Origin of the sequence: Leptonema illini DSM 21528 (assembly GCF_000243335.1) — a bacterium.
Classification (GTDB): domain Bacteria; phylum Spirochaetota; class Leptospiria; order Leptospirales; family Leptonemataceae; genus Leptonema; species Leptonema illini.
This window is the reverse complement of record NZ_JH597773.1, coordinates 3,584,140-3,606,342: the sequence shown is the minus strand read 5'-3', so window position 1 is coordinate 3,606,342 and position 22,203 is coordinate 3,584,140. Positions and strand designations below refer to the sequence as shown.

General features: G+C 55.5%; 26 protein-coding genes and 2 tRNA genes. 18 read left to right on the top strand and 10 right to left on the bottom strand.

Translation table 11 applies throughout. The features are described 5' to 3' along the window. Window positions 1-24 precede the first annotated feature (24 nt). The 4 genes from LEPIL_RS16645 (at window position 25) to LEPIL_RS16630 (ending at window position 1,108) form a co-directional block, all read left to right on the top strand. Window positions 25-109, top strand: a tRNA-Ser gene (locus LEPIL_RS16645). Window positions 110-118: 9 nt separating this feature from the next. Further along, window positions 119-205: transfer RNA gene (locus LEPIL_RS16640), tRNA-Ser, on the top strand. Window positions 206-224: 19 nt separating this feature from the next. Then, window positions 225-638 carry a magnetosome magnetite crystal formation protein family gene (locus LEPIL_RS16635; protein ID WP_002774241.1) on the top strand — a complete coding sequence of 138 codons (414 nt, stop codon included), beginning with the start codon at window positions 225-227 and terminating at the stop codon, window positions 636-638. Continuing rightward, window positions 635-1,108, top strand: coding sequence for a hypothetical protein (locus LEPIL_RS16630; RefSeq protein WP_002774239.1), 474 nt, complete (start codon window positions 635-637; stop codon window positions 1,106-1,108). Before LEPIL_RS16635 ends, LEPIL_RS16630 begins: the two co-directional genes overlap by 4 nt. Before the next feature lies 1 nt (window position 1,109). On the opposite strand, the gene LEPIL_RS16625 is transcribed toward LEPIL_RS16630, so the two are convergent. After that, on the bottom strand, window positions 1,110-2,219 hold the full coding sequence (locus LEPIL_RS16625) for a glycosyltransferase family 4 protein (RefSeq protein ID WP_002774236.1): 1,110 nt from the start codon (window positions 2,217-2,219) through the stop codon (window positions 1,110-1,112). Window positions 2,220-2,399: 180 nt separating this feature from the next. Here LEPIL_RS16625 and LEPIL_RS16620 point away from each other — a divergent pair, with 180 nt between their 5' ends. Beyond that, entirely contained in the window at window positions 2,400-2,657 is a 258-nt protein-coding gene (locus LEPIL_RS16620) for an LIC13255 family lipoprotein (RefSeq protein ID WP_143464615.1), read from the top strand. Here the strand turns inward: LEPIL_RS16620 and LEPIL_RS16615 are convergent. Beyond that, the gene (locus LEPIL_RS16615; RefSeq protein ID WP_002774234.1) at window positions 2,644-3,660 is read right to left on the bottom strand and encodes a Gfo/Idh/MocA family protein; all 1,017 of its coding nucleotides are present in this window, start codon (window positions 3,658-3,660) and stop codon (window positions 2,644-2,646) included. The two genes, LEPIL_RS16620 and LEPIL_RS16615, sit on opposite strands and share 14 nt — an antisense overlap. Before the next feature lies 1 nt (window position 3,661). Further along, the gene (locus tag LEPIL_RS16610; protein ID WP_002774233.1) at window positions 3,662-3,928 is read right to left on the bottom strand and encodes a hypothetical protein; all 267 of its coding nucleotides are present in this window, start codon (window positions 3,926-3,928) and stop codon (window positions 3,662-3,664) included. Here LEPIL_RS16610 and mutL point away from each other — a divergent pair. The 6 genes from mutL to LEPIL_RS16580 all read left to right on the top strand — a co-directional run bounded on the left by mutL (window position 3,927) and on the right by LEPIL_RS16580 (window position 10,285). Beyond that, window positions 3,927-5,900: a DNA mismatch repair endonuclease MutL gene (mutL, locus tag LEPIL_RS16605; RefSeq protein ID WP_078123246.1), complete on the top strand. Its 1,974-nt coding sequence runs from the start codon at window positions 3,927-3,929 to the stop codon at window positions 5,898-5,900. The two genes, LEPIL_RS16610 and mutL, sit on opposite strands and share 2 nt — an antisense overlap. A gap of 89 nt (window positions 5,901-5,989) precedes the next feature. Then, complete coding sequence (locus LEPIL_RS16600) at window positions 5,990-6,556, top strand: flavoprotein (RefSeq protein WP_002774229.1); 567 nt, start codon at window positions 5,990-5,992, stop codon at window positions 6,554-6,556. Between the two features lie 16 nt (window positions 6,557-6,572). Next, window positions 6,573-7,262, top strand: coding sequence for a phosphopantothenoylcysteine decarboxylase domain-containing protein (locus LEPIL_RS16595; protein WP_002774227.1), 690 nt, complete (start codon window positions 6,573-6,575; stop codon window positions 7,260-7,262). Between the two features lie 61 nt (window positions 7,263-7,323). Continuing rightward, window positions 7,324-8,067, top strand: a complete 744-nt coding sequence (locus tag LEPIL_RS16590) for a nucleoside phosphorylase-I family protein (protein WP_002774225.1) — start codon at window positions 7,324-7,326, stop codon at window positions 8,065-8,067. 1 nt (window position 8,068) lies between these two features. Further along, complete coding sequence (locus LEPIL_RS16585) at window positions 8,069-9,634, top strand: tetratricopeptide repeat protein (protein ID WP_002774223.1); 1,566 nt, start codon at window positions 8,069-8,071, stop codon at window positions 9,632-9,634. 78 nt (window positions 9,635-9,712) lie between these two features. Continuing rightward, window positions 9,713-10,285, top strand: a complete 573-nt coding sequence (locus tag LEPIL_RS16580) for a hypothetical protein (RefSeq protein WP_002774220.1) — start codon at window positions 9,713-9,715, stop codon at window positions 10,283-10,285. Here LEPIL_RS16580 and LEPIL_RS16575 read toward each other — a convergent pair whose 3' ends face one another. Next, window positions 10,286-11,158, bottom strand: coding sequence for a hypothetical protein (locus LEPIL_RS16575; protein ID WP_002774218.1), 873 nt, complete (start codon window positions 11,156-11,158; stop codon window positions 10,286-10,288). A gap of 39 nt (window positions 11,159-11,197) precedes the next feature. Here LEPIL_RS16575 and LEPIL_RS16570 point away from each other — a divergent pair, with 39 nt between their 5' ends. Next, window positions 11,198-12,067 (top strand): sulfite exporter TauE/SafE family protein, encoded by an 870-nt coding sequence (locus LEPIL_RS16570; RefSeq protein WP_002774216.1) that lies wholly within the window; start codon window positions 11,198-11,200, stop codon window positions 12,065-12,067. Between the two features lie 9 nt (window positions 12,068-12,076). On the opposite strand, the gene LEPIL_RS16565 is transcribed toward LEPIL_RS16570, so the two are convergent. The 6 genes from LEPIL_RS16565 to LEPIL_RS16540 form a co-directional block, all read right to left on the bottom strand. Further along, complete coding sequence (locus LEPIL_RS16565) at window positions 12,077-12,463, bottom strand: CAP domain-containing protein (protein WP_040919025.1); 387 nt, start codon at window positions 12,461-12,463, stop codon at window positions 12,077-12,079. Between the two features lie 93 nt (window positions 12,464-12,556). Further along, window positions 12,557-12,904 (bottom strand): hypothetical protein, encoded by a 348-nt coding sequence (locus LEPIL_RS16560; protein WP_002774213.1) that lies wholly within the window; start codon window positions 12,902-12,904, stop codon window positions 12,557-12,559. Between the two features lie 6 nt (window positions 12,905-12,910). Continuing rightward, a complete protein-coding gene (locus LEPIL_RS16555; RefSeq protein ID WP_002774211.1) occupies window positions 12,911-13,360 on the bottom strand; it encodes a DciA family protein in 450 nt (149 codons plus the stop codon). Continuing rightward, window positions 13,360-14,472 carry a DNA replication/repair protein RecF gene (recF, locus tag LEPIL_RS16550; RefSeq protein ID WP_002774209.1) on the bottom strand — a complete coding sequence of 371 codons (1,113 nt, stop codon included), beginning with the start codon at window positions 14,470-14,472 and terminating at the stop codon, window positions 13,360-13,362. The genes LEPIL_RS16555 and recF overlap by 1 nt, the downstream gene beginning before the upstream one ends. Before the next feature lie 13 nt (window positions 14,473-14,485). Then, entirely contained in the window at window positions 14,486-15,598 is a 1,113-nt protein-coding gene (dnaN, locus tag LEPIL_RS16545; protein ID WP_002774207.1) for a DNA polymerase III subunit beta, read from the bottom strand. A gap of 256 nt (window positions 15,599-15,854) precedes the next feature. Beyond that, window positions 15,855-16,937, bottom strand: a complete 1,083-nt coding sequence (locus LEPIL_RS16540; RefSeq protein ID WP_169314828.1) for a helix-turn-helix domain-containing protein — start codon at window positions 16,935-16,937, stop codon at window positions 15,855-15,857. Between the two features lie 226 nt (window positions 16,938-17,163). On the opposite strand from LEPIL_RS16540, the gene rpmH reads away from it, so the two are divergent. The 6 genes from rpmH (at window position 17,164) to mnmE (ending at window position 22,077) form a co-directional block, all read left to right on the top strand. Beyond that, entirely contained in the window at window positions 17,164-17,319 is a 156-nt protein-coding gene (gene rpmH, locus LEPIL_RS23095; RefSeq protein ID WP_002774203.1) for a 50S ribosomal protein L34, read from the top strand. Further along, a complete protein-coding gene (gene rnpA / locus LEPIL_RS23090; protein ID WP_078123243.1) occupies window positions 17,309-17,686 on the top strand; it encodes a ribonuclease P protein component in 378 nt (125 codons plus the stop codon). The genes rpmH and rnpA overlap by 11 nt, the downstream gene beginning before the upstream one ends. After that, on the top strand, window positions 17,679-17,945 hold the full coding sequence (yidD, locus tag LEPIL_RS16530; protein ID WP_002774200.1) for a membrane protein insertion efficiency factor YidD: 267 nt from the start codon (window positions 17,679-17,681) through the stop codon (window positions 17,943-17,945). The genes rnpA and yidD overlap by 8 nt, the downstream gene beginning before the upstream one ends. Next, window positions 17,942-19,834 (top strand): YidC/Oxa1 family membrane protein insertase, encoded by a 1,893-nt coding sequence (locus LEPIL_RS22475; RefSeq protein WP_002774198.1) that lies wholly within the window; start codon window positions 17,942-17,944, stop codon window positions 19,832-19,834. Before yidD ends, LEPIL_RS22475 begins: the two co-directional genes overlap by 4 nt. A gap of 28 nt (window positions 19,835-19,862) precedes the next feature. Then, window positions 19,863-20,585 carry an RNA-binding cell elongation regulator Jag/EloR gene (jag, locus tag LEPIL_RS16520; RefSeq protein WP_002774195.1) on the top strand — a complete coding sequence of 241 codons (723 nt, stop codon included), beginning with the start codon at window positions 19,863-19,865 and terminating at the stop codon, window positions 20,583-20,585. A gap of 94 nt (window positions 20,586-20,679) precedes the next feature. After that, window positions 20,680-22,077 carry a tRNA uridine-5-carboxymethylaminomethyl(34) synthesis GTPase MnmE gene (mnmE, locus tag LEPIL_RS16515; protein ID WP_002774193.1) on the top strand — a complete coding sequence of 466 codons (1,398 nt, stop codon included), beginning with the start codon at window positions 20,680-20,682 and terminating at the stop codon, window positions 22,075-22,077. The last annotated feature ends 126 nt before the right edge of the window (window positions 22,078-22,203 follow it).

Below are 22,203 nucleotides of genomic sequence, written 5' to 3'. Positions count from 1 at the left end.
CTTTGAAACCGGCCTCTGGACGACGGAGAGATGGCCGAGCGGTTTAAGGCGGCGGTCTTGAAAACCGTTGAGGCGCAAGTCTCCGTGGGTTCGAATCCCACTCTCTCCGAAGCATAAAGGAGTGGTGCCCGAGAGGCCGAAGGGAGCAGTTTGCTAAACTGTCGTACGGGTTTCCGTACCGAGGGTTCGAATCCCTCCCACTCCGAGCTTCTCCGGATGGTCCTATGTCAGATCGCATCCGCAAGATCCAGGAGAGCCTGAAGAAAGGCTCGGGCAACGGAGACGAGATCACCGCTGCCATTGCCTATGTACCGCTCTTTGGATGGGCCTACGCCATTACGAAAGACGACGACTTCACCCGCTTTCATGCTTTACAGGCCCGCGATCTCAACCTTGCTATCGTCGTTATCTATCTGATCGTATGGTTCGTTGAGAACTTTCCGCTCACATCCTGGCTGTTCGGGGCAAACCGGTTCCTGAATCCGATATCACAGGCACTCTGGGTCGTTTCCCTTCTTGGCTACCTTGGATGCTCGGCTTATGCCGCCTATCGCGCCATCATGGATGAACGATGGAGCGTGCCTTTTATCGAAGAAGTACGTGACCGAGTGCAAAAAATTCTGCGAAGAGAAAAATGAAATCAAACAATTCTGAATCCAAACAGGCCTCTCGCCTCGCCGCTCTGCTCGCGGGGCTTAAAACGAAAACGGCGCCCCTTCTCGATCGTGCCCGACCTCTCTTTCAGACTGCCGTGCGACGTGTTGACGAGAACCCGCATATCGTGCGATCGATCGCCGTTCTTCCCTTACTTATTACATGGTTTATCGGCCTTCATAAAGAAGAGCATCGCAGCGCCGCTTTCAGAGGCTTTCTGCTGTCGGGTCTTTTTCTTCTGAGTTCGTGGGTACTGTACTGGATCATCGATCTCCTGCGTACCTATCTGGAAGGCGGCTTCGTACTGCAGTTGATCGCTTTCACTTTACAGGGCGCCCTTTCGCTCGTTTATATCGGTCTTTCGGTCAAGCTTGCCATCGCCGAGTACAATCGCAAAGAGTTACCCGACCAGCCATTGGATCGCCTGAAAGATCGACTGCTCGAAACGATCTGAGTTAACCAGAAAGCCGGCGATAGACCGCCGTCAGAAGATCGACGTGCTCTTCCCATGTGAAGCGGGCCGCCCTTTTCACGCCCTGCATGGCCATACGGTCTGCCAGGGCGGGGCGCTTGAGAAGCTCCATCAACTTTGCTCTCAAATCTTCTTCATCGGTCGGATCAAAGTACAGGGCGGCGTTCTCGCCGATCTCGGGCAACGAGGCGCGATTGGACGATAAAACGGGCGTTCCGCAGGCCATGGCCTCGGCGACGGGAAATCCGAACCCCTCAAGCAACGAAGGCATGAGCAGGCAACTCGCCGCCGAATACAGCGGCCGTAGCTCCTGCTCCTCAAGACGGGGCATAACGATGATATGAGACTGCACGCCGGACTCGTTGACGGCCTGTTGCACGTAGTCGGGTAACGTTCCGCCTGTGCCGCCGATGACGAGAGGCAGGAGCGCCGCCTTCTTGCCCGCCGTGCCTGAGTTCTTCCAGAGCGGAGCAAGCGCCCGTATTAAGAAATCGACGTTTTTATGCCGCTTCCCGATGCCGACACAGAGCATGTACTGCTCGGGCAGGTCATAGCGTTTGCGAAACTGCGCCATCTCCTTACCCGTCGCCGGATAAAAAAGCGAATGATCGATGCCGTTATGAATGACCGTCGTGCGATCCGCCGCCTGAGGATAACGTTCGAGCAGACAGTCCCGCGTATAGTTCGATACGGTTACGATGGCAGCCGCCTTTGCCGCCACGCGATTCAGCAACGTGCGCGCATACATTCTGAAATGAGGCGCTGCAAACTCGTCGGATTGCAGGTGAATGAGATCATGCACGACGACAACGGAGCGCGACAGAAGACGTACGGGCGCCGCATAATGCGGAATATGCAAGATGGCACCTTTTTCCGGAGATGGAAAACGGATCTGCTCTTTGATGCTGTAAATCGGAGCGTCAAACTCGACGACGCGGCCTTCGAATTCAGGAAAGAACCTTCGCACTGTGGCGGCATTGCCCACCGGAACGGTTTCAGGATCTGTGCGCTGAAACAGCTCGGCAAGAGTGTGCTGCACCTGTGTTCCAATGCCCGAGAAGTCGAGCATGCGAGCATCGTACCAGACCTTCATCTTTCTTCCTCGTCCTTCTCGTTCAAGTTGACCTTTCGGCCTCAAATGCAGAGTTGGAATATGTTCCTTGCTCTGCTGCAGTCGGCCGCAAGATCCCAGACTGGCATACCTTCCGGTGGCCGCCGATCCGGCTTGTATTGGCTGTTTCGAGCAGTGTTTCCTGTCGCTGTCATTTCTGTCATGTCCGTTTCATGCACCGAGAATGATACGGATAAGTACGATGCGGGCGACGCCAATTTGAGGATACTTGCGATGTATGCGCTGCGCGATGCTGAGTGCGGAACCACACATACGCTTTCGGGCTTTATTCTCGGCAAGGCGACGCGCACCAGTGTCGATCTCTGCGTATCGCAGCTTTACATGCTGACGTGTACTGAATGGCAGGTCAGCGATCCGGCGACGGCGGCCTGCAAGGCCATCGGTATCAGCTTCCGCTGAAGCGGCGACAGCGGTCGATCCATTCAATGCCCGTCACGGCCTGCTCTAACGACGAACGCATACCGTCCTTTCCCGCAATCTCACGATAGAGCTCAAGCCAGGGATTCATCGTCTGCTCTTTTTTTGAAAGCCTGACCGGTACGGGCTGAAGATCATAGAAGCCTTTATACCGCCTCGAAGCCCTGCTCTCAAAGTGGAAGTGCCCGTCGTTGCCGGCAATCACACGGCCTCGCTCAAAATCGAGTCGCATAAAGAACTCAAAATACCGCCTCATTCCCCCCGATTCCAGGACGGCATCAAAGCCCTCATAGTGAAAGACATGCAACGATCCTTTCTCGCGCCGCTTTTCATCCAGCTGGAACGAGGAACGCACGCCTATCGGCTCGCCCGCATACCAGAGCATAAGATCAATCCAGTGAACGGCATCTTCAAGAAGCGCATCCCGACGTAACGACGGAGCAAGCACACGTCCCTCAATATGACGCAGCTCGCCGAAGCGCTGCGAATCGATCAACTTTCGCACAAGAGCATACGCCGGATGGTACCGCCGCTCGAAGTTCACGCGCACCGTCGCTCCGTGTTTTTCGGCAAGGCGCAGCATCTGCCTTGCCTGCTTCGAATGCAGGGCGACGGGCTTTTCGATGAGAAAGTCACGAACTCCTACGGCAAGAAGCCGGCGAAAAAGCTCCGGATGAGAATCGGGGCCCGTCGCCAGCACGGCGAAGTCTACGGTTAACTCTTTTTTGCGGATGGCCTCGACGAACGCATCGATACTATCATAGACGTCGATGTTCTGTCCGTGCTTCTTCGCGAACCGGCCGAAGCGCATGCGTCGCTCTTCGTCGATATCACAACCTGCGACGAGACGGAATCGACTGGAAAGCGTCGGGTGCAGCAGCGAACCCGCATGCGTGCACGGATGATATCGATACGGGTCGGATTCCAGCATCCAGCCGATGCGCCCGAGCCCGATAAGCGCCGCGTTGATCTTGCTCGGGGCCATCTCAGGTATGTTCGCCGAAAAGCCTGTTTAAAAGCGCCGAGACGGCGAGGCCGTACAGTCCCCAGAGCAACGTTCCAAAAAGAAGCGAGAAGACGATCAGCACTCCGTCGGGAAAAGCAAGGTAGATGAGGCTGATGGGAAAGTCTGCAAAGAACAGGCCGCTGCAATCATCGGCCACACAGCGCCACTGTGTAATGCTCATGCGAGTGAAAAGAAAGAGCAGGTGAAGAGCGGCTCCGACCAGAAAGGGCATGCGCGTATAGAACATGACACACCGTAGCGTCCGCCTGCATGCGGTCATCAAAAAAGTGGATTGGCCTTTCAGCGCCGCAGACCCGAATGGCACTATGGCCGGCATTCGCAAGCTTCCCTCCGTGCTCGTCGATCGCATCGCCGCCGGCGAGGTCGTCGAGCGACCGGCCTCGGTGGTCAAAGAGCTGGTCGAGAACTCCATCGACGCCGGCGCAACACATGTCATCGTAGAGACGCAGGCCGGAGGCATGCAGTCCATTCTGATTCGCGATAACGGCTCGGGGATTCCGTTCGACGAACTGCCTCTTGCCGTCGAACGCCATGCTACCTCGAAGATCGAATCTCTTGATGATCTCGAACATATTCTCAGCTACGGCTTTCGCGGCGAGGCTCTCGCGGCCATCAGCTCGGTCAGTTATCTCGAAATCCGCAGCACTCATGCCGGCGCCGATACGGGCGGCCTTCTACGCGCGCGCGGAGGCACAATCGAAGAACATCGCATCGATGCGCCGACGGAGGGTACGGGCATTCACGTTCAGGAGCTTTTCTATACGACGCCGGCGCGACGCAAATTCCTGAAAAGCGAACGCAGCGAAGACACGGCCATACATAAAGAGCTTCTGCGTCTCGCCTTCGCCGCTCCAGAGTTGCATCTTGAGTATTATAGAGACGGCAAACCCATCTTCAACCTGCCGTCGGATAACGATCTGCGCTCTCGCATCGCTACGGTTTACGGGCCCGACTTTGCCGCACGACTGCTCTACGTCGAAGAGCGACGCGACGCCCTTGTTCTTACGGGCTTTATCGGCGACGATCGCTCCTATCGCAGTCAGGCCGATCGTCAGTTCACGACGGTGAATCGACGTCCGGTCGAGATACGGCATCTACCTTTCTTCGTTCGTAAGGCCTACGGCGAACTTATTCCCGAAGGCGGCAAGCCGATCTTCTTTCTCAATCTTGAGGTCGACTCGACGCGGCTCGACGTAAACGTGCATCCGACGAAAAAAGAGGTGAGGTTAACCGATGAGGCGCTGCTTCACGGACTGATCATGGCGGCCTGTCAGCGCGCCCTTTTTCCCGACACCCCGCTGCCGTTTCTGCGAGGCAAAAGCGACGACGAAAGCCGCTATGTGACCGACGAACCGGGAAGTCAGGGCTCGTCGCCGTTTTTGTCGGCGGATTCGTCGGGCGGATTCCCTTCGAGCTACCAGCCCGGTTCGCCATCACAGGCGGATCGCACAGCGGCCTTTCGAGAGCAGCTGCGCGAAGGCGCCTCCCCGGCGCCGCTTCTGTATCCCGTCGATGAGCTGCTTTCGGCGGGCATGTCGGTACGCGAAGAGCGAGCGTATCCGGTACGACCGCCCGAGACGACGGCAAAGCGATCGTTTGTGCCCATCCGACATTTTGGTGTCATCTTCGGTACGTATATCCTGGCCGAAGGCGAGAACGAGTTTTATCTGATCGATCAGCATACGGCACATGAGCGCATCAACTTCGAGAAGAAGCGGCGCGAGCTTGAAGCGCGACGATTCCAGCGACAGATCCTTCTGCATCCCATTGCACTCGACTACGACGCACAGGAGGCCGAGCAGATCCTTTCGCAGCAGGAACGTCTGCTCCAGGCCGGATTCGTGCTTGAAGAGCTCGGCCCGGGGCAGCTCGTTCTGCGTGAGGCGCCCGATTTTCTCGAGCCGGGCGAAGAGAAGGAGCTGGTCGAACATGCCATCGAGCGACTGAGCGGCGGAGAGGATCTGGTGCGCGTCTACGACGAATACGCGGCGATGAAGGCCTGTAAAGCCTCCGTAAAAAAGAACGATATACTTTCGCCCGAGATCATTTCGGGCATACTGCGTCAGCTGGGCGAATGTGAGCAGCCTTCGCGCTGTCCGCATGGCCGCCCGACGGTGTTGCGTTTTACGCGCGCCGAGCTCGACCGCCTGTTTCTTCGCACAGGATTCGGGAAACAAATCGACGCAAGCTCCGAATAAAGAGGCATAGCGCCGACCTGACAACCGGGCTAATACCAACCGGCCTGAGAAAAGGCGATCATTACAGGGCGAATACGAGGCCAGAAGATATGAACCGAGAAGAAAAACATCCCGTTATCGCCGTTACTGGCAGCATCGCCGCCTTTCGTATCTGCGAGCTTGTACGCTCGCTTTCAAAGCAGGGCATCGCCGTGCGTGTGATGATGACGCGCAATGCGACGCGCTTTGTCGGCCCCGTTACCTTCGAGGCACTCACAGGCAAGAAGGTCATCGTCGACGACTGGGAAGAAGGCATGCTGCATATCGACGTGAAAAACGAGGCCTCGGTATTCTGCGTCGCTCCGGCGACGGCTAACATTATCGGTAAGATGGCACAGGGCATCGCCGATGATACGGTGAGCTCGGCGTATCTGGCGATGAACGCCCCGGTGATAATCGCGCCGGCGATGAATCCGAATATGTACTCGGCGCCGGCCGTGCAGCGTAATCTGCGACAGCTCAAAGAAGACGGCGTCGAGATCGTCGATCCGATGAGCGGCGTGGTGATCTGCGGCGACGAAGGGCGCGGCAAGATGGCCGATCTGCCCGTGCTTGAAGCGGCCATTCTGCGCCTGCATGAGATAGGCAAGGCACGCCCCGTCGTGCGACCGCAATAAGAGATCGAGAGATTCCATGGCAGATCGAAACGATTTTTCCCGATTTGAGTTTTCTAAGATGCGACTTGTCGTCGCCGCCGGTCCGACACGGGAGTGGATCGATCCCGTTCGCTTCTTAACCAATGCATCTTCGGGCAAGACCGGATGGGAGATCGCGCGAAACGGCCTCAGCCGCTTTGCCGCCGTCGTCTATATCTCCGGACCCTGTGATGCTGCTTACCGCACGCTTGACGGAGCGACAAACGTGGCCGTCGACACGACAGCCGATATGGCGGAAGCCGTCTTGAAAGCGCTCTGCAAGAATAGCCTGCTCATCATGGCGGCTGCTCCGGCTGATTACACGCCGGTCGCTCCGGCCGAACAGAAGATCAAGAAGCAGCCCGGCGAAACACATCGTACGATCGAGCTGCGGCCGACCATCGACATTCTGAAAACGGCCGGCGAGAATCCGCCTGAGCGCTGCATCCGCGTCGGATTTGCCGCCGAAACCGAACACATGAAAGAACACGCTCTTGAAAAGCTGCAGCGAAAGAACGCCGACTTCATCTGCGGAAACGAGGTCTATCGAGATCGAAGCGGCTTCGGCGAGGTGCAGAATACGCTGCATCTGTTTGATCGGGCGGGGAGCGAAACGGTGCTCGGCCCGATGGCAAAAGACCGCCTTGCTGAATCGCTACTGGACGAACTGGAACGCCGGCTGCGATGACGGCCAGGAAAAAGGCTTCCGAGGCGGCGCGAAATGCCGAAAGAGAGAAGGGAAGCCCTGCATGGTTCTGCTTATTCTTACCGGCATCAAAGAAGAACTCTCCGTCCTGCTCGATCAACATCCCTTTGAGTTCGAGAAGGATCTGCGCGTCTACAGATCAAGGCAGCAACCGGGGTTATATGCGGCCACAACGGGGCCGGGCGTGCGTCATCCCGGCCGCGTGAAAAAGATGCTCGAAGAGCTGCAGCCCGACATCATCGTCAACGCCGGACTTGTCGGCATCCTCGATGAACGCGACCCCGCCCGTCCTGGCGATCGGCTGAAGCTCGGCCAGGTCGTGAAGTCCGAATCCGAAACGATCTTTCCTGGCGGACCGGGACGCGACACGCTTGTTACGGTCGATCGCCCCGTACATGATATGCTCGATAAGATGGACCTTGCCGAGCGTTATCATGCTCGTGCCTGCGATATGGAGGCCTCGAAGATTCTGGAACTTGTGGGCTCGATCAAACCTCTTCAGAATCACTCTTTCGTGCATTTCGTAAAGATCGCCGGTGATCGCCCCGAAGAAGCGGCTTTATACGAATACGAATACATGCTCTGGGACTGGCCGTACAAAGGCATGTTTGATAAGATGCGTATTCTGCTGCGATTCCCTGGCGGACCGGTCGCATTTTTCAAGCTGCGCCGATCCAAAGCCCGCGCCCTTCGCGGACTCGGCACGGAACTGCTTTCTACGATTCAGGCGATTCTGAAATTCGACGGCATTCCGAGAAATCTGGGGAGCACCTTTATTCCGCACTGATATGGCCATCGCAGTCATCATAGCAATCGCCGTCCTGATCGCCGCAGGCATCGCCGTGTACTTCTTGTTCTTCGGCAAGAAGGATCTGAGCGGAAGGGCCATCGAGCTTGCCGAGGCCGGTATGTTCACCGACGCCCGCGGCCTTGTGCGATCCCGCCTGGATCGCGAGCCGAACGATCCGGCGCTTCATTATCTGATGATGCGCATCTACAACATCGAAGGCGACGAAACGAACGAGCTGCATCACATGTTGCAGATCTTTCGTCTCGGTCGCTCCGTTCCAGATCTTCCGCTCCCGGTGTTAGCCAACCGCATCGCATCGGTGTACTATCGCAACGAGCGATACAACGAGAGCTTTCAGTTCTACAGCGAAGCGTTGAAGATGGTGCCCGAAAACGAAGAGGCCCTCGCTCGCCTTGCCTTTCTGTGCGCCGGACAGGAAAAATTCGAGGCTGCCGATCGTTTCTTCTCGCGTCTCGTTCAGCTCAAGCCCGACGTCTTTGAATACCGTCTCGGTCGCGGCATCTGTCTTTCGCAGCTTCGCAAGAAGGACGCCCTTGGCGAATTCGAGGCAGCCTGTCAGATCGATCCTGGAAACCTCACGGCCAATCTGTTCTTCGGCATCGAGGGTTTTTTTCAGGGCTCTTCTGAGCAGGCCGTCGAACGACTGCTGCATGCGCTTGAACTCGGCCCCGAGCCCGAAGTGGAATACATCATCCGCAAGGCGATTACGGCCATCTTCTTTCAAAGAGGGGATTACAACTCCGCTCTGCAACATGCGGAGCAGGCCCTGCGTGTCGCCCTTGACGAAGCATGGGATCGCGAAGAATACGATGCGCGCATGTCGACGGCCTGTATGGCCATCATGGCCGGAGACCTTGAAACGGCGAACGAGAATCTGTTAACGCTCGAAATGCGCAATATGAACGACCAGAAGGTCATCAACCTGTCGGACTATCGCATGAACGTCGAAGAGGGACTGATACCGGCCGGCGAGGTATCTCCTTCCGGGTTTAACTTTCGCAGCTTCCTGAACGACTGGTCGCGCTCGCGCTTCAACACCAGCTTCATCTATCAGATATCGGGCCTTAAGATGGAGCGTAACCTCGACATCGACGCCCTCCTGAATCAGGACGGCCCTCCGCGCGTCGCAAGGCAGCAGGCAAGCATCGATCCCGAAGAGATGATCGAACGTTTTAACGCCTTAAAAGGACAGGCCTTTGAAACCGTTTGCCGCAAGATCGTCGCCACGCTTGGTTACAGGGTCGTATCCCTGCTGCCATATCGCGATTCGGACGGCATGGATATCCTTGCTCAGAGCACGACCGAGAAAGGCCGCAAGGCCGTCTTTGAAATCCGCAAATGGAAGAACCAGCCCATCTCTGACATCTTTCTGCGTAATATGCAGAATCACATAAACGAACAGAAGGCCCAGGAAGGCTTTGTTATCGCCGCCGCCCGCCTCACCGACGGAGCGCAGACCGCGCTGCAGACGCTCAACAAAATCAAGGTCATCAACGAGTTCGATCTTGGCGATCTGCTCATGCGCGTGCTCGAACCGGAATAGTGCCGCTCTTCGGTCGACGGAGATGTCGGCGGTTTATTGCTGTGTAGACAGCGAACCCCGACTCGTAGAATTCGTCTCATGTATATGCGCTCTAATACTCTTTTAACGGCTCTTACGCTTCTGGTCGCTTTCATCGCCAGCGCCTGCTCGGAACGTCCTCCGGAACAGTTCAAAGAGCGTCTTATAGAAGGACAGGCCGTCAATCGCTCAAACGAGGCCGTGAAGCGAGAGGACGACGTGAAAGAGATCCACGGCCTGCTGCGCGGCATGTTTGAGGCCGTCGAAAAAAAAGACCTCTCTTCTCTGAACGGTATGATTGACGCTCGCAAAGGCGTCTGGGTCGATCTGAAGGCCGAGAAGACGGCAGCCGAGTTTGCCGCCGATCTTGCCGATCCGGCCGGGTATGTGAACACCTATTACCTGAATACCGAGGCCCTGCGGCGGCACACCGGCGAAAGCGATCAGAAGGCGCTGCACGATCTGATCGAAGAAAGCACCCGGATTCGCGCCGATCTTTTCTTTCAGGCAGAGGAGTGCGAGGTTCGCTTAACCATCGAGAAGCCCGAAAGGCTTGAGGCGCAGTCCTACCGATTTAATAACGCCTACTTCATCAAAGAGGGCGGACGCTGGTATCTCTACCGTCTCTTCTGATCAGCGGCGTCGACCCTGAAGCTGATCGATCTGAGCGATCTGCTCTTCGATACCGCGCATCGCCTCTCTCAAATAGTCGGCGTACTCGCCCGAGGCCACATCGAGCCGGCTCTGCACGATACGGGCCAGCGTCGACATACGGTCTTTCACATAAGAGCAATAACGATCATGGTCGGCGGGAAAATCGCGCAGCAGAACCATGCGCAGGTTCTGCGGGTACATATCTCTGCTGAACTGCCCGAGATATTCGCGCACCTGCCCGGGCGGAAGCCGAATGGCCTGCTGCTTATCGGCCTGTTTGTAGCGGGCGTAGCTTATGATGAAATCAAACAGGTCCTTTGCGATCTGTTCGCGAAGCGGATCGACGGCCGATAGCGAATGCAGCATCGCCATACGCTCGCCATGCGTCAGCGAGTCATAGGGCTTTGATCTGAGATCGACCTCTTCAACGATCGGCTCGGCGTTGCCCGAGAGATTCAGATAGGTGGAGTAGAACTCAGAGCGCACATTATTCGGATTCTTGAGCATCTCTCGGTCGGCAAAAGAGATCAGAAATAGAGAGGGTAATAGCTCGCTATCGTTGACCTCATCGAGAGAGCGACGCTCGATAAAATTACGCCGTTCGGCCGCGTCCATTACGGCAAAGGGACTGTTTGGATCCCTGCGATTTGAGAGAAAGACCTGAACCGGAGGACCCGGAAAAATGAGCACCTTGATATCGCCCAGGCGCGGGTTCTTGAGCGAGTTGTACACGATCTCTTCGTCAGAGATCATTTTTCGACCGGAAAGACGCTTTTTCTCAAAGTATTCAAGGAGTCCCAGTAAAATCTCCTTTACCCTTTGTTCCACCGTCGGATGCAGACCTGTTGCCATTCCCGGATGCTCCTCTCCCCGCAGATACGAGGTCGAAAAATGTACGAAATTATGCTACTCTTTATGGTGGCCGTTCTGATTGCCATCTTCTCTGCCTCTCTGGGCATCGGCGGCGGCATCTTCTCAGTTCCCGTTCTAATATATGTCGGATCTTTGCACGGCATCGGTCAAGCATATCTTGCACAGATGGCGGTGGCCACATCGCTGCTTATGGCCTTTGTGCTTTCCGTATCGGCCAGCTACGTCAACCTGCGAACGCGCATGGTTGAGATCGGCATCGGATTGCTGTTTGCCCTGGGCAGCGTTCCGGGCGCCTTTCTCGGCAGTATCGTCGGTCGATTCCTCAATTTCCAGGCACTCACGTTGATTTTTGGCTTTTTTGTTCTGCTGATGGGCCTGTTGGGTCTGTACAAGATCTTCTACGGGAAGAGAAAAAACGCTGCGGTCAATACAGGCGATGCTGCAAACAATAAAGAGAGGAATCAATCCATGACTCCTGGTCGCCCACCGTCACGGATCTGGCTGCCTGTTACGGGAATTTTTACCGGGATGCTTTCCAGCCTGACCGGCGTCGGCGGCGGTATTATCATGGTACCGCTTTTTGCGCAATTTTTGAAAGGACATACCATCCATCGTTCGATTGCCACCTCGAACTTCAGCATGGTTCTTGTAACGCTTGCCGGCTCCATCGCTTACCTCGATACGAGACGTCTGCTTCCCGAGCCCTCGGTCGGATTCTACTACCTGCCGCTGGCTCTACCCGTGCTTGCCGGCGCCATCATAGGCGGAGGCCTGGGCGCCCGGCTTGGCAAGAAAGTACCCGAACAACATCTGAAGCTGTTTCTGGCCGGCCTTCAGATCTTTATCGGAGCGCGAATGCTCTGGAAATACTCCGGCCTGTTTGGTTAACGCACGCTTCTATTCGGTCAGCAGAACTACGAAGACGCAGCCCTGCTTGAAAGGGGCGAGGCCGAATCCCACATTGCGATAGAGCGGATTCAGAAGATTCTCTTCTTCTTTCTTTCCCTTCCAGGAGGCAAGGATGTCGGCCTCAGTGGCCTGTGCGGGCATAACGGCGATGTTTTCTGAAACCAGCCGCTTCTGAAACCCTGCATGTTTCAGCCGTTCAAGCGGACCGCGCCGTTCGGCATCATAGTGCACGATGGTCGGCCGGTCGCTGTTGTAGTGGGCCCAGGACGTCGCCTGTTTGGAGAGAAAGGCATCTTTATTCAGCGAATCGATCTCTTCGTCTGTGCGCATACGATCGGCAAGCGTCTTGAATCGCTCAGGCAAAAAACGCGACATACAATCGGGGGATTGCCTGAGCGTATGCGTACACGATAGCGAAAACAGAGATATGGAAACGAATGAAAAGAAAAAGAAAACGGTAGGTCGCATTCAGGGCTCGATATGACTCAATTGCCGCCGGGTCGTATTCACGCCTCCGCTTTCAAAGCAGAACGGACAGCCGTAGATATGCGCCTGTCGCTTGCGCTCGGTCTTCGGCTCTGGCTCGAGAGCTGCAATGAGATAGTCTTTTGGGCCGAGCATCGTGCCGCACACCGGACAGATCCTCGGACGCAGTTCTCCAGGAGGCATCTTGAGAACCTTCTTCGCATCAAGCACGGGCCGGTCTCTTGGTTCGTCGCTCTTTGAGGGTCTGCGCGTCTTATCGGCGGCCTGCAGGCCGTTTAAGAAAATGACGAGAGCCAGTCCTATGCCCACAAGTGTAAGAAAGAGCATCATAGAAAGCTACAGACCGAGAATCCTGCGAATGTCGTGAATCAGCGGCGACTCACTCTTCACAGTATCGGTCTCTTCTTTCTTCGTCTCGTCGATTTTTTGCGTCTTTTCCTTTTGCGGGGGAGCGGCAGGCGCCTTCTGTTCAAAGCGCATCTGCTGGATTTCCATATTAAAGCGCTGACGAATCTCTCTCTGTATGCCCGGGAATTTCAACACCAGATTCTGCCGTGCCGGAGCCGAGATACACTGCACTATCAGGACGCCTGCATGCAGCGAGACGGGCATCGATCGCGCCTCGCCCATCTTCGACCAGTTGGCCGCCAGGTATTCGAGGGCTTTCTCGTCGGCCGAGCTATCGCCGACAAGGGCGCGCAACAAGGCCTCTTGTATATTGCCCTCGCCGATGGACTGCGCCACTCGCTTCGGAGGCTCGCTCCATTCTATCTCTTTCCAGTCCATTATTTCTCGCTTACGGTGCCGTTCTCGACGACAAAGATACGGCTCGAAGGAAAACCCTGAAAGAGCGCCTGATCGGCGTCAAAATCGGGTGTGGTGAAAAAGGCCTGTCCGCAATCGTCGAGAACCTCAAGAAAGGCGCGGCGACGATGGATGTCGAGCTCTTGCAAAACGTCATCGACAAGCAAAACGGGCGGACGACCGATATGCTCTTTCAAATAGTAGAACTGAGCCACCTTTAAAGAAAGGGCAAGCGTGCGCTTCTGTCCCTGACTGAAGCGCCGTCCGATCTCTTCACCTGATGATTCCAGAAAATACAGTCGATCTCGATGCGGACCGAGCAACGAATGCCCGGCACGCACCTCGTCAAAGCGACGCTGCTTCATGCGCTCTCGCAGGCTCTCTTCGCCACGCTCGTCAAGAGAAGTATCGAGCTTCAGTGTGATGACGTCTTTCAGCCCCGATATGCGTTCGACGCTTCGCAACACGACAGGCTCGAATCTTAAAAGGAAGTCTCGCCTTTTTCGCTGAACGGTAACGGCATGCCTTACAAAGATATCATCCCACGGGAGCAGATCATCCAGCCGGGCCTTGTTTTCCTGAATGCGCCTCAGAAGCTCGTTACGCTGTTTCAGAGCTCTGTTAAACTGAAGCAGCGATTCGAGATACTCGCCGTCGACGGATCCAAGCACGTAGTCGATATAGGCGCGACGCTCCTGATGCCCGCTCTGCACAAGAGCAAGATCCTCGGGAGTAAAGACGACGCATACGAGAGAGCCGAGCATCTGCGACGTGCGCTTTAAAACGACGCCGTCTCGTTTGATCTTCTTACGTGACGATGGTCCCGTTTCGACGCCCACCTCAAAACGGGTGACGTGATCGTTTCGATCACGCAGCTCACAGCGAATAAAGAAATGCTTCTCGCCCTGCCGTATCAGGTCGGCGTCGTTGACTCCGCGAAACGAGCGACCGAGAGATATATAGGCAAGGGCCTCAAGCAGCGACGTTTTACCCGAAGCATTCTCGCCGACGAAGAAGTTGAGCTTTTCTTCAAAACGCAGAGAGGCTCGCTCGTAGTTACGGAAGTTATGCAGTTCGAGCGAGCGTATCTCCATAGACGGTCGAATCTTACAGGCGCATCGGCATGATAACGGCTTTGAAATCGCGATCTTCCATATCCATCATCACGGCCGGCGCCGAAGACGAACTCAGATGCATCTCAACCTGCTCGGATTTGATAACGCCAAGCACGTCAGAGAGGAAGTTGGAGTTGAAGGCGATGGTTAACGGCTCGCCTTCATAATTGCAGGGAACCGTATCTTCGACGCGTCCGACGTCGGGTGTGGAGGCGATGACGCGCACCTCTCCCTTAATGAAAGAAAGCTGAATCTGACGCGATGGCTCGGCGGCCAGAACCGACGCCTGTTTGATCGCCAGTCTGAAATCCTCGCGGTTCAGCAGAATGGCGTATTCGGCCTTTTTCGGAATGACCTGCGTATAATCCGGATAATTCGAATCGATCAGTCGCGTAATAAAGATCACGTCTTTCAAACGAAAATGCACGGTATTCTCGGATTTCTCGACGGCCATAGCAAAGACGTCAGATGCCGAAAGCAGCTTGCGCAGCTCGCGCACAGCCTTTACCGGAACGATGATACCGCCTTCGGTGCTGATGATCTCGCCTGGTTTGCGTGTGGCAAAGGACAGACGGCGGCCGTCTGTGCCGACGGCGTTCAGGCTGCCGTCACGGTCTTCGATGTAGAGACCGTTAAAGGCGAAACGGCTGTCTTCTTCGGCGACGGCGTATGAGGTGCGGTCGATCATCTCGGCGACAAGCGTCGGGGGCAGCGAGACGAATTTGAGGTTATCCTGATTCAGCTTCACCTGAAACTCATCTGCGGGCGATCCCATGATCTCGATCTCTGTCTTGCCTTTGCTGTCGGCGTCATGGATGCGAACCTTCACGTCTTCTACGTGAAACTCGATATTCTCGTAACGGAATTCGCGAATGGTCTGCGAAAGCTTGCGCGCCGGCAGAAGGATCTTACCGGGTTCGAGTACGTTGGCGTCGGTGGACGTCTTGAGCGTCATCTCAAGGTCGGTCGACGTCAGATCGATGCCGTCTTTCTTCGATTCGATAAGAACGTTGCCGATCGGAGACCGGATTTCACGCGATGAGATGATTCCTTCGATGGAAGACAGGGCTTTGAGGAAGTTCTGTTTGTTTACAATGAATTTCATAGGATCCTCTGTTTATTGTATTTGTTGTTATTGATGCCGTGAGTTTGTGAGAAATCCCGAAAACAGGGCCGATCCAAGTTTTTCCCGGGAATTCGTCGCACAATGGAAAGTTAGATCGCTGTGAGAAAAAAAACTCACACAGGCTGGAAGTCAAGCCGTGTGACATAATCTCTCACAGTGATGACTCGGGCCCGCTGCATTATGTCACACGGGATACCCGAAGATCTCACATCGCAGGCAGGAATCTCACAGGTTTTCAACGCCTTCCGTTGGAGCCATGGGAGCCATGACGGCCGTTGACGGAAAGTCCGAGGTCTTTGAGCAGCCTGTCGTAGAGCTGCTTCAAGGTCGGTTCTGTGCGCAGGGAATCCTGCATCTTCTTCACGGCGTGGATGACGACGGAGTGATCGCTGCGCTGAAAGAATCGCGCAATCGAGGATTTATTGAGTCCGGTGAATTCCTGCGCCAGGGTCATGGCGATATGGCGGGGCAGCGTATGCTCGGCCCGTCTCGATTTGCCAAGCAGGTCTTCGCGGGTCACCGAAAAACGCTTCAGAACCGTTTCGAGGATCTGCTCGATCGTAATGATGGGCCGCTCCTTCTGCGCCTGAGGAGCAAAACGATTCTGCAAGGCCTCGGCAAGACGGGCGTCGCTCCATCCGTTTCTTGAATAGAGAAAGATCATCGCCGAAACGGACTCCAGGTCGCGATACGAAAGATTCTCAGGAAGATTCAGGGCTCGCAGACGCTCGGCGGGGATCTGCATATCGAACTCGCCCAGGCGCTTCTGAATAAAGTCAAAGCGGTCTTCGCCTTCGGGAAGTCGCAGCTCAAGCGTCAGGCCGGATAGGATGCGGCTCTGAAGCCGGTCGGGCAGTTCGAGATCGCCGATTTCGATTTCGGTGGATGCGAAGATCTGTTTGCGGCTTTCAAAGTGTCGCTCAAAAAGAATAGAGAACTCATCCTGCTTCTCGGCGCTGAGCGTCGGGAAATGATGCAGGCCATCGATGAGAAGAAGATCATGCAATGCGGCCGGAGTGTCGATGCCGCTTGAAAAAGACAGATGATAGACGCTGAGCTTGCGGCTGCGGGCGTCGCTTTCAAGTCCCTGTAAAAGATGCGTCTTTCCCGTGCCGGCCGGGCCATAAAAGATAATCGGAGAAAGCAGCCCCGGTTTCTTGAGCGCCGTCTGCAACGTATCGAGGATAGGAGCGCCGTGTCGGTCCACATAGAGGGACTGCAGCGTGCGCGGTGAGGCGCGCTCGGGCAATCCGGCCGGACGAATGAGGCTGTCCGGTTCGGATTTTGAAGTAGGCCGTGATAGGTCGCTTTGAGCCAACCGTGTTTCCTCCGGTGGATAGGGGCGTCCATGTAAGGCGCCCGACATCCGATGATCCTACAAGTCAAAAACTCAAAACGAACGTCGGGTTTTCTTTTTTTTACCATTGGCCTGATGCGATTTCTGAATCAATGCTTGAACGATATGCTGTTGACCCGGTACATGGTCGTAAAAAGGTGTCTGTTTATATTCTACCCAACCCTCGGTTTGTTCTAAGAGGTCTTCTATGAAACGTACTTTCCAACCCGGTAATATCTCCCGTCTGCGCACGCATGGCTTCCGTTCTCGTATGTCAACTTCGGGCGGACGCAAGGTTCTTGCGAACCGTCGCAAAAAAGGCCGTATGCGTCTGACCGTTTCCAGCTCCACGCATCGTAAGTGATTGGAGGCTGTCGATCTCTGAATACAAAGAGCACGTACTCACAGATCGCCGTGAGTTTGCCCGTCTTTTCCGGACGGGAATCAGGAAGAGCACGAGAAATGTTCAGCTGATCTTCGTTCCCGGAAAACCGGAAGAGCTACGGTTTGCGGTCTGCGTGTCCGTTCGCTTCGGCAACAGCGTGAAACGTAATCGTTTGAAACGGATCTTCCGGGCGGCTCTGATGCCGTACCTTCTGCGCATTCAGAAGGGCTGGGTGATCGCTGTACTGCCGACAGGCAAGACAGAAGGCCTGACTTCGACGATCGTTGCCGAACAACTTGAAGATCTGCTGCGCTCCCGCGGCATGCTTGGAGGGGCGCATGGCTGAGCCCGCCCTGATCAATCGCTTCTTTCTTCTTTTTATCGGCTTCTATCGAGCCGCCATCTCGCCGCTCCTGCCGGGGCGCTGTCGTTTTTATCCGAGTTGCTCGGCCTATGCAAAAGAGGCCTTTGAGATCCTTCCCTTTCCCGTAGCACTTGCAAAATCAACCTATCGTATTCTTCGCTGCAATCCCTTCAATGAAGGCTATTTTGATCCGGTCATTCCGGAGGCGAAGGATCGAACGTCCGAACAGGAGAACCCATGAGTCAGGAAAATAAAAGCCCCCTAACATCGCTGTTGCCGATCGTTATCCTCGGCGTCGGGGCCGTTCTGATGATGCAGATACTTGATCCCGGCAAGAAGCCCGAACAAAAGCCGGTGCCCGGACCGTCGCAGAGCACATCATCTCTGAGTGACTTCGAATTTCAGGCTGGTGGTGAAGCACGCTCTATCGAGGTAGATGCCGGCCCGAATATTTATATTCTGAACACACAGGGCGGTCGTATCGAACGGGTCTACGTCAAGCACAGCGATAGCGTGCGCCTGCCCGATGCCGTTTTGAATGAGTCCGCCGATGCGATCGAGAAGGATCGCCGTGCCCTCGAGGTTACGCTTGGTAACGGCATGGACTTTCAGCCGCATATCTATTACAGTGCAGGCGGTCAGGGAGCCGAGCCGCTTGCGCATCCCCGCCTTAACGACGCTATCTTCAAAGTAGAAGAGTCGACTCCGGCGACGGGCGTGCGCGAGGTTCGCTTTACCCTGCCTGTGGAATTCAAGAAGCATCGCCTTGAATTGATCAAGGTCTTTCGCTTTCTTGAAAAAGAGAGCTTCTTTCATCAGATCACCGTTATCCGAAACCTTGAAAACCGTCCTTTTACTCTTGGCGGCGATCTTTTCTTTAAGCCCTTTGCCGGCGTCGGTCCCGGGCCTGAAAGCGATTCCAGCCGCGAGATGGCTTATTTTGGCCGGTTCATCAACTACAACGACAGCCTGAGTCGACTGCCTGGCTACGGCGCCGGTGGATCGGGCTGGTTCGGATGCTCGGGCGGCGATAAAGGGCCGTTTACGCTCTATCTGGAAGCTCCCGATACGCTCAGTTATTTCGGTGCTCATAGCCGCTATTTCATTATGTATACGCGATTCCTCTCCACCGACAGCAAGCTGTCGTCGCTGGACGGAGCGGTCGTGACGAATAACCCTTCGCTGAAAAGCGACGCCTTCTATACCGGTATTTATAAGAACTTTACGCTTGCCGCCGCGCATGATGCCGATCTGCAACTGAAGCCCGGCGCCGCTCGCGTTACCGATCTGGTGAAGCTCGATCAGGCCCGCACCGATGCCGTCGTCATCAACATGCAGGTCTTCGCCGGACTGCGAGCCGACGATCAGCACGTCTTCAACGATCCGTCCGTAGCGTCTGGCGAGTTCGGCGAAGAGGCTCCGGAATCGGCGATGCGCGACGTCATCTACTCGTCGACGTTCCTCGCGCTGTTTGCGAAGATCCGTGACGGCATCATCTGGCTGCTTCGTTTCGTCGAGGCCTATGTGGGTAACTACGGTTATGCCATTATCATCATCGCCGTCGGCTGGAAGCTGGTTACGTATCCGCTGAACCAGATGCAGGCGAAGACGATGAAGAAGATGAACGCCCTCAAGCCCGAGATGGACGTCATCAACGAGAAGTACAAGGATGATCCGAATGAGCGCCAGAAGAAGATCATGGAGGTCTATAAGAAGCATAAGATCAATCCGGCGAAGGGATGTCTGCCGATTCTGATTCAGATTCCGATCTTCATCGCTCTTTACTCGGCCTTCACCGAATCGATCGAGCTCTGGCATTCGCCGTTCATTCTGTGGATGCACGACCTCTCGGAGCCCGATACCGTCTACACGCTTAACTTCTGGATTATCCAGGGATTCACGTTCAACATTCTACCGCTTATCATGGTCGTTTCGCAGTTCGCGCAGCAGAAGCTGACGACGGTCGCATCGGATCCGCAGCAGAAGATGCTGATGTATATGATGCCGTTTATCATGATATTCTTCTTCTGGTCCATGCCGAGCGGTGTGACTCTTTACTGGACCGTACAGAACATCATCTCCGTTCTGTGGCAGCTTGCTGCGAACCGTTTTGCGAAGGTGGAGGATTGACCCTGCAATGATACATAAGAGGTGATTTATGAATTTCGTGTATGAGACCGATGGCAAAACGAAAGGTGATGCCATCAGGAAGGCCATGGACGTGCTTGGCGTCGGAGAGGACGATGCCACCTTCATCACCGAAGGTGCCTCTCTTCTGGGCCTTGTCTCTCGTAAACCCGTCACCGTCAGGGTGAAGAACGACAAGAAGAAACTCAGCGACAACGCTCTGATCCGAGGCGTTACGTTAACCGTAATCGCCCGGCTCGGCGTCGAAGCTGAGATCGAGACGATCGAGGAAACGGACGAGAATTACGTTGCTCACGTGAATTCCGAAGATTCCGGATTCCTCATTGGCCGTCAGGGACGTACCCTGGACGCCATTCAGTTCCTGGTCAACCTGCTCCTGAACAAGGAACTGAAGAAGAAGAAAAGGGTGCTTGTGGACGTCGCTCGTTATCGCGAACGTCGCAAGGACTATCTGAAGAAACTCGCCCGCAACATAGCGGGTCGCGTGATGAAGAACGGCAAATCCTTTCTTCTCGAGGCGATGAACCCTTATGAAAGGCGCATCATCCACCTCGAACTGGAAGGCGATGCTAAGATCACCACGGAATCCGAAGGGAACGGACTCTACAAGCGAGTGCGCGTCATGCGCATCGACGAGAATCCGGGAAATCGGAAGCGACGCGGAGGCAACGGTAACCGTAGCCAGGATTATGATGAGGATGACGATAATATCGGCAACCGCATCGATGATTGAAAAGAGGGGGCGAAAGCCCCTCTTTTTTTCCTGTTAACCATCTAATCTTATTGCATTCCTATCTGTATAGCGCTCAGCTTATTCATTCGGCACCATGATACAGGAACGAGACACGATCGCCGCCTTATCGACGGCCCCCGGAAGAGGGGCCATCGCCGTCGTGCGCATCTCGGGGCCGGCGACGGCCGAAGCGGTGCGGCGCTTCTGTATAACGAAGGGCCCGTCCGCTATCGAACGACCCCGCGTGATGACGCGGGTGGACGTCCGTTCTGACGACGTCTTTATCGACGACGGCCTGGCCGTTTATTTTCCGGGACCGCACTCTTATACGGGGGAAGATTGCGCCGAGATCTTCTTGCACGGTTCGCCGCTCATCGTACGTCGACTGTTAACCGAGCTTTCTGAGAAACTGGGCATCCGTCCCGCCCTTGCGGGAGAATTCACGCGACGTGCCTTTCAAAACGGACGCATGGATCTGACGACGGCCGAGTCGGTCAGACGCATCATCGATGCGCGTTCGCAATACGAGCTCCAGGGCGCACAGAGGTTATACAGCGGCGAGCTGAAGCGCTCGATCGCAAGATTCCGATCGGCGCTCATGAATCTGAAGGCTGAGACCGAGGCCGAAGTCGACTTCTCGGACGAAGACCTGACCTTCGAATCGAAGGACGCTCGCCGGCGTCGCGTGCATGACCTGCTGCAACAGATCGACGATATTCTTGCCCGCAGCGGAGCGGCGCAGCGCGTGAGCGAAGGCTTTCGCATCGCCCTGATCGGCGTGACAAATGCAGGCAAGTCTTCTCTGTTGAATCGCCTCCTCGGATGGGATCGTTCTATCGTCTCGGACGTTCACGGCACGACGCGAGACTATGTGAGCGAAGACGTGGAGCTGGGCGAGTTCCGCGTGCGCTTTATCGATACGGCAGGCCTTCGACTAACCGAAGATAGCATCGAGCGCGAGGGAATACGACGGTCGATTGAAGAGATGAAGCGCAGCCAGCTGATTCTGCATCTGATCGACGGATCGCGCGAAAGCATCGAGATTAACGAGGCGCTCGAATACGAACTTTCTCAATCATCCGAATCGAAGAAGATCATCCACGTTTTAAACAAGGTCGATATCCTGCATGAAAAGGCGCATGAGGATTCGTATTTTGACGGCATCCGCCGCAACGGGACTTTTGAGCTGATTCGCATCTCATGTAAAACCGGCGAGGGCGTGGACCTTCTGCACAAGCGCATCGTCTCGCACCTTGAAGAAGAGCCGGGCGGTCTCGATCCTTTTTTACTTGAGGAGCGGCATCGCCATCACTTTCAGGCGATGCGAGAGGCGCTGCAACGGCTGCTCTCGCTCTGGTCTGACGGCGCTCCCGACGAGATCTGCGCCCTTGAGATCGATACGGCCTTGCAGAATGCTGCCGATATTACGGGCGAGATCACGACTGAAGATATCCTGGGGCGGATCTTCTCGGTTTTCTGTGTGGGTAAGTGAGGGGAGGGGTTAACCGCGGAGGGAGCAGAGTGCGCGGAGAAGGCGGGGGCTCAGAGAGAGGGGTAAACCTCAGCGAGCGCGGCGGGCACGGAGAAGGCGGGCGCAGAGAAGGAAGGCGCAGAGAAG

Excerpts from the sequence above, each read along its gene's own strand:
- LEPIL_RS16635 (WP_002774241.1), top strand. The coding sequence starts at position 225 with ATGTCAGATCGCATCCGCAAGATCCAGGAGAGCCTGAAGAAAGGCTCG.
- LEPIL_RS16630 (WP_002774239.1), top strand. The coding sequence starts at position 635 with ATGAAATCAAACAATTCTGAATCCAAACAGGCCTCTCGCCTCGCCGCT.
- LEPIL_RS16625 (WP_002774236.1), bottom strand. The coding sequence starts at position 2,219 with ATGAAGGTCTGGTACGATGCTCGCATGCTCGACTTCTCGGGCATTGGA.
- LEPIL_RS16620 (WP_143464615.1), top strand. The coding sequence starts at position 2,400 with ATGTCCGTTTCATGCACCGAGAATGATACGGATAAGTACGATGCGGGC.
- LEPIL_RS16615 (WP_002774234.1), bottom strand. The coding sequence starts at position 3,660 with ATGGCCCCGAGCAAGATCAACGCGGCGCTTATCGGGCTCGGGCGCATC.
- mutL (WP_078123246.1), top strand. The coding sequence starts at position 3,927 with ATGACACACCGTAGCGTCCGCCTGCATGCGGTCATCAAAAAAGTGGAT.
- LEPIL_RS16610 (WP_002774233.1), bottom strand. The coding sequence starts at position 3,928 with ATGTTCTATACGCGCATGCCCTTTCTGGTCGGAGCCGCTCTTCACCTG.
- LEPIL_RS16600 (WP_002774229.1), top strand. The coding sequence starts at position 5,990 with ATGAACCGAGAAGAAAAACATCCCGTTATCGCCGTTACTGGCAGCATC.
- LEPIL_RS16595 (WP_002774227.1), top strand. The coding sequence starts at position 6,573 with ATGGCAGATCGAAACGATTTTTCCCGATTTGAGTTTTCTAAGATGCGA.
- LEPIL_RS16590 (WP_002774225.1), top strand. The coding sequence starts at position 7,324 with ATGGTTCTGCTTATTCTTACCGGCATCAAAGAAGAACTCTCCGTCCTG.
- LEPIL_RS16585 (WP_002774223.1), top strand. The coding sequence starts at position 8,069 with ATGGCCATCGCAGTCATCATAGCAATCGCCGTCCTGATCGCCGCAGGC.
- LEPIL_RS16580 (WP_002774220.1), top strand. The coding sequence starts at position 9,713 with ATGTATATGCGCTCTAATACTCTTTTAACGGCTCTTACGCTTCTGGTC.
- LEPIL_RS16575 (WP_002774218.1), bottom strand. The coding sequence starts at position 11,158 with ATGGCAACAGGTCTGCATCCGACGGTGGAACAAAGGGTAAAGGAGATT.
- LEPIL_RS16570 (WP_002774216.1), top strand. The coding sequence starts at position 11,198 with ATGTACGAAATTATGCTACTCTTTATGGTGGCCGTTCTGATTGCCATC.
- LEPIL_RS16565 (WP_040919025.1), bottom strand. The coding sequence starts at position 12,463 with ATGTCGCGTTTTTTGCCTGAGCGATTCAAGACGCTTGCCGATCGTATG.
- LEPIL_RS16560 (WP_002774213.1), bottom strand. The coding sequence starts at position 12,904 with ATGATGCTCTTTCTTACACTTGTGGGCATAGGACTGGCTCTCGTCATT.
- LEPIL_RS16555 (WP_002774211.1), bottom strand. The coding sequence starts at position 13,360 with ATGGACTGGAAAGAGATAGAATGGAGCGAGCCTCCGAAGCGAGTGGCG.
- recF (WP_002774209.1), bottom strand. The coding sequence starts at position 14,472 with ATGGAGATACGCTCGCTCGAACTGCATAACTTCCGTAACTACGAGCGA.
- dnaN (WP_002774207.1), bottom strand. The coding sequence starts at position 15,598 with ATGAAATTCATTGTAAACAAACAGAACTTCCTCAAAGCCCTGTCTTCC.
- rpmH (WP_002774203.1), top strand. The coding sequence starts at position 17,164 with ATGAAACGTACTTTCCAACCCGGTAATATCTCCCGTCTGCGCACGCAT.
- yidD (WP_002774200.1), top strand. The coding sequence starts at position 17,679 with ATGGCTGAGCCCGCCCTGATCAATCGCTTCTTTCTTCTTTTTATCGGC.
- LEPIL_RS22475 (WP_002774198.1), top strand. The coding sequence starts at position 17,942 with ATGAGTCAGGAAAATAAAAGCCCCCTAACATCGCTGTTGCCGATCGTT.
- jag (WP_002774195.1), top strand. The coding sequence starts at position 19,863 with ATGAATTTCGTGTATGAGACCGATGGCAAAACGAAAGGTGATGCCATC.
- mnmE (WP_002774193.1), top strand. The coding sequence starts at position 20,680 with ATGATACAGGAACGAGACACGATCGCCGCCTTATCGACGGCCCCCGGA.